The sequence below is a fragment of the Saccharomonospora sp. NB11 genome (assembly GCF_015910535.1).
In the GTDB taxonomy this organism is placed as follows: domain Bacteria; phylum Actinomycetota; class Actinomycetes; order Mycobacteriales; family Pseudonocardiaceae; genus Saccharomonospora.
The window spans coordinates 1-3,102 of sequence record NZ_JACBJG010000022.1 but is presented as its reverse complement, the minus strand read 5'-3'; the positions used below and the strand labels follow the sequence as shown (position 1 = coordinate 3,102).

The window sequence follows — 3,102 nt, the reverse complement described above, 5'->3', positions numbered from 1 at the left end:
CGGTCTTACAGTCCGTTCGGACAGCGGCAGGCTGAGGCGGGAACGCAGCCTGCGTTGGGTTTCCAGCACCAGTACACCGACCCTGACAGCGGGAACGTGAACATGGGTGCGCGGTGGTATCAGCCGGGCACAGCAACGTTCGCCAGCCGCGACACCGCAGGCCTGGACCCCCGGGATGTGGGCAACGCCAACCGCTACGCCTATGCGAGCGCAGACCCGCTGGCGAATGGTGATCCGTCGGGACACTTCAGCTGTCGGGGCGGTTTCACGTGGGGTGGTCGTGGTCTGGGTGGGCTTGCTGGTTCCTATATTGGCGGTCCGTTCGGTTCTCGGGTGGGTAGTGCGTTTGGTGGGTGGCTTGGCGGGGGGTTGGCTTCGTGGATTTGCGATACACCAGCGCCTCAGTCCTCTTACGATCCTTCCAGAGATCCGCACTACTACGAGGTTGACACCAACCTCGTTGACGAGGTCGCGTGGCTTGTCCATCGGACCACTCCAAAGCGGAAGATCCCGAGTCCGCGCGGCGGTTCCCCAGGAAGTCCGGACATCTGGATGCCTTTGGGTGGTGGTATAGGCGTCGCTGTCGGCGGCGGAGTGGCTGCGGCCAAAGCGGCTGCCCAAGCGGCTTACCAGGCGTGGCTGCAGGCCAGGCGACAGCGCGTCATCGATGACGTCAACACACCCCACGCCCGACCGCCCAAGACGGACACCATCGTCGACAGCATCCGCAAAGCCATTGACGCCGCCAAACGAACGATCATCGACCTCGGCGTCATCCACCCAGAAGGCGGAGAACCAACCCCCTACGAACCAGAAACCAACCACGGAATCGACCAACCCGGCCCCCTGCCACCAGCCACAGCACACCTCGACGACTCGTGTGCCGATGGTGCACGGCCGAAGACCGACGGCAGCCGCAGCGCCCAGGTTTGGGCATGTGGAACTGGTGCAAACGCCGCGAATCATGCGAAGTTTTTGGAACAGTTAAAAGTTGCCGAACTGGCGAATCCGCTCATTGATTATTTGAGAGAAACTGGCAAATTGCCGCCAAATTACGTAACGAAAGAGAAAGCTGAGGCGGCTGGTTGGCGGCCTGGTAAATCAATCGGGCACTATATTCAGGGTGCTCAAATTGGTGGTGACCCGTTTAAAAACTTAGATGGCAAGCTTCCTGTCGCTTCTGGTCGTCTTTGGTACGAGGCTGATGTTGGACTCAGCAGCCGCATTGGTCGAAATAAGCAGCCGGGATGGAGGCTCTTGTACTCAAGTGATGGTCTAGCGTATGTTACTATAGACCATTATGAAAGCTTCTACAGGATTTCGAATTGGAGGTAAGTTGTGGGTGTCGTAGTGCTTAATGGGAGGAAAATCCGAACGCTGCGAGATTTTCATTCTCAGATGTCAAACATGTTGGGTTTCGGTCCGTATTATGGAAATAATTTTGACGCCCTCTGGGATCGACTTAGTCGCGACGTGGAGCGCCCTATTCATATTCGCTGGGAGCATGCTTCCTGTAGTCGTTCCGCCCTTGGTGAAGAGTTATTTAATAAAATAGTTAGCATTTTTAATGATTTAACCATAGAGGATAGAAGTCTAGATCCATCTGAACGATTTACCTTTGAGGTTCTTGAACGCGGTCCGCTAACGCATTGATGATCTTGTGTTGGGATGATCTTGGCGTGAGTGCGATGGGTTATGTCGGATGAGTTATGGCTGCGGATCGATTCGTTGCCGGATTGGCAAGTGTTGCCGGGTATTGTTTGTGCTCTACACCAGGGCGGGTAGGAGGAGCTGCCGCAGAAGCTGGGTTCGGCTCCGATATGACATGCTGGCGGTGATTGCGGACTGGTCCGGGGCGGGGGTGTTTGTCCGGCTGCACGAGGTGCTGCTGGCCGAACCGCACGCGGCGGCGATCTCCCGGGTGTGTAGATGCTTCGCAGGTAAGTAAAGGGAGGGGCCGAGTACGGGGCCCGAGTCCGGGCGAGAAGCGACGAAACCGGCTCCACGCATTAAGAGCTCCTGACACGTTGTTTTGGTGAGTCGGCGCCAGTAGATGAGGCTGGTGGCGAGGGCGAGGAAGCCGTGGTGGATGTCGGTGCGGCGTTCCCAGTGGGTGGCCAGACGGCGGAACTGGTGTAAGAGTGCGAGGGTTTGCTCGACGCCCCAGCGCACGGTCTGGTTGTTGTCGCGGGTGCCGCGTCGGCTGATGAGAGGTCGGATACCGCGTCTTTGGAGCAGATCTCGGTCTCTGTCGTGGTCGTCGCCGCGGTCGGCGACCAATGCGTCGGGTTTACGGCGGGGCCGTCCCCGCCGTCCGCGCACCGGTGGGATCGCCTCTAACAGCGGGATGAGCTGGGTGATGTCATTGCGGTTGCCGCCGGTCAGGGTTACCGCCAGTGGGATACCGCCACCGTCGCAGATCAGGTGGTGCTTTGAGCCGGTCTTGCCCCGATCGACCGGGCTCGGGCCGGTGTCGGGCCCCCCTTTTTTGGCCCGTACGTGGGAGGCGCCCACGCAGGCCCGGGACCAGTCGATCGCCGCTGCGGCATTCAGTTCGGCCAGCAACACCTCATGCAACTTGGCGAATACCCCGGCTTCCTGCCAGTCCCGCAGCCGCCGCCAGCAGGTCATCCCCGAGCCGAACCCCAACTCCTGCGGCAGGTCTTCCCCTCCAATGCCGGTGTAGAGCACGAACAGGATGCCCTGCAGCACCGCCCGATCCGGCAGCGGCTTGGGCCCTGTCCTGGCGGCTGGACGTACCGGCAACAACGGCTCGATCCGCTCCCACAACTCCTCCGAGACCACCCACGGCACAACCACACCAAGATCATCTCAACCCAAGATCACCAACGTGTCAGGAGCTCTAAGGTCGAGACGTTCAACCGGCCATAGTTGTGGAATGTGTGACGGGTAAGGGATTCTCCGTCGGCAATGACGACGACGGCGCCAGCGGCCGTGTTCTCGAGTATTCGTATACGCCGCGGGGGACGTTGGCGTCGCGCACGGCCGGTGGTGTGTCGACGTTGGTGGAGTTCAACGCGTTCGACGAGTTGGTCGCCGATGGTGGGACCGATTACCGCTATGACGCGTTGAACCGGTTGG

2 protein-coding genes and 1 pseudogene are annotated in these 3,102 nt (G+C 59.9%); 2 read left to right on the top strand and 1 reads right to left on the bottom strand.

The annotated features are described in order from the left end of the window. Together JAV51_RS20085 and JAV51_RS20080 are read left to right on the top strand one after the other, a co-directional pair. Positions 1–1,335: RHS repeat-associated core domain-containing protein (locus tag JAV51_RS20085; RefSeq protein ID WP_304611105.1), on the top strand; the 1,335-nt coding region annotated here is incomplete at its 5' end. A gap of 3 nt (positions 1,336–1,338) precedes the next feature. Beyond that, a complete protein-coding gene (locus JAV51_RS20080; protein WP_197322308.1) occupies positions 1,339–1,653 on the top strand; it encodes a barstar family protein in 315 nt (104 codons plus the stop codon). A 384-nt stretch (positions 1,654–2,037) separates the two neighbouring features. Here the strand turns inward: JAV51_RS20080 and JAV51_RS20075 are convergent. Further along, positions 2,038–2,814, bottom strand: a pseudogene (locus JAV51_RS20075) (IS5 family transposase); the annotation flags it as partial. Between the last annotated feature and the right edge of the window lie 288 nt (positions 2,815–3,102).